1 protein-coding gene is annotated in these 1,882 nt (G+C 51.2%); it reads left to right on the top strand.

The window, feature by feature from the left end; genetic code table 11:
- Positions 1-1,882 (top strand): hemagglutinin repeat-containing protein (locus tag ALO_RS19100; RefSeq protein ID WP_193760824.1); only part of this gene is annotated, 1,882 nt, incomplete at both ends.

Raw genomic sequence — 1,882 nt, 5'->3', positions numbered from 1 at the left:
TGTGAAGGTCTCCGCCAGCGAGATCCTTGCCAAAGAAGGCATTGACATCACCGGCCAGAATGTCGCCATCGAAGCCGGCAATAACACTACTGACAGTCACCAAACCTTTGAATTCAAACAAACCGGCCTCACCGTCACCGTCGGCAACAGCGTGGTCAGCGCCACAACCCAGGTGGTGAACTCCGTTGACCGGGCTGCTCAGGTAGAAGACGACCGTCTGGCTGCGCTGCATGGCTGGAAAGCGGTAGAAAACGGCAAAGATGCCTGGAAAACGGCCCATGGCACAAACCCGGACACCAAAGAAGCGATCAACCCGAAAGAAATCAACGTCAGTGTCAGCTTCGGCAGCAGCAAACAAGAATCGGAAACCACCACTCACACCAGCTCCGCTGTGGGCAGCAGTCTGCAGTCGGAAGGACAGGTCAATATCACCGCCAAGGGCCGTGAAAATACTGCGGACGGCAATATCAACATCATCGGCTCCAGTGTGGACGGAAAAGACATTCTCTTAGACGCAGCCAACGATGTAAACCTGCTGTCCGCCGCCAATACCATGGACAGCGACAGCGAATCCTCGCAGAAATCCGCCTCCGTGGGCGTCGATTTGACTAAGGGCGGCGTGACCGTATCGGGGCAGCTAGGCAATGGCGAAACAGATGAGCATAGCCTCAGCTACAACGAGACAACGATCACAGCGGAACAGAAGCTGACCATCAAGTCTGGCAATGACACCAACCTGGTGGGGGCACAGGCCAAAGGCGATACCGTTGAGGTCGATGTAAAAGGCGATTTGAATCTGGCAAGCCAGCAGGATAGCAAGACGTATACGGAGAAGAATGAGTCTGTTGGCGGCAGTATTGGCGCTTCGACGAATCTATCCGCGAATGAAGGTAAAATCGATTCGGATTATAAGAGTGTCAATGAGCAGACCGGAATTTTTGCCGGCAAGGGCGGATTTGATATTGATGTGGTAGGCAATACCGACCTGAAAGGCGCGGTGATTGGCAGCGAGGCAGAGTCTGAGAAGAATAGGCTCTCTACTGGAACGCTGACCTTCTCCGATATGGAGAACAAGGCTGAATACGAGTCAAATAGTACCGGTGTAAACTATGCTCACGGGGATGATGTAGAAGCTAAAAACCGGGGAATGACTCCGAATATGGGAATCGCTGCATCCGGCCAAGAAAGCAGCACTACAAAAGCGGCTGTTGCTCAAGGTACGATTGAGATTAAAGATCAGGCCAATCAGAAAGACGATATTAGCAAATTGAGCCGCGATACCGAGAATGCCTTAAATAAGCTGGATGAAATCTTTGACAAGAAGACAGTAGAAGAACAACAAGAACTGGCGAAAATGTTTGGAGAAATCGCCTTTGAAAAAATACACGATCTCAGCAAAGACAAGGGCTGGGATGAAGGTAGCCCGGAAAAAATCGCTTTACATGCTTTTGTAGGAGCCGTTATGGCCGATATGGGAGGAGGGGATGCTTTAAGCGGCGGCTTTAGCACAGCAGTTAACGAAGCCATGCAGAACGAACTAGTGAAGCTTTTTAGAGGCAATCCCGATCTTCATCAATGGGCCAGTGCTATCCTGGGAGCGGCAGCAGCAGAGGTCGTTGGAGGCGATGCCCTAACCGGCGCGTCAACGGCTGCCAGTGCGACCAAAAACAACATCTACAAAGACCTCGACATTCGTATCCAAACTGATTTGCTCGTAAATGGAAAAACCGACATCACCCTGTCTGATGGCAGCACAGTTGTGGTCGAACTGGATGATGTAACACTGGCAGCTCATGCTGTTCTTATTGCCGAAGCTCTAGAAAAAGCGGATAATATTGACACTGCTCTCATGCAACTGCCGCAAACAGCACCAGCGGGCGTT

The organism is Acetonema longum DSM 6540, from assembly GCF_000219125.1.
GTDB classification, from domain to species: domain Bacteria; phylum Bacillota; class Negativicutes; order Sporomusales; family Acetonemataceae; genus Acetonema; species Acetonema longum.
This window is presented reverse-complemented; position numbering and strand designations above follow the sequence as displayed.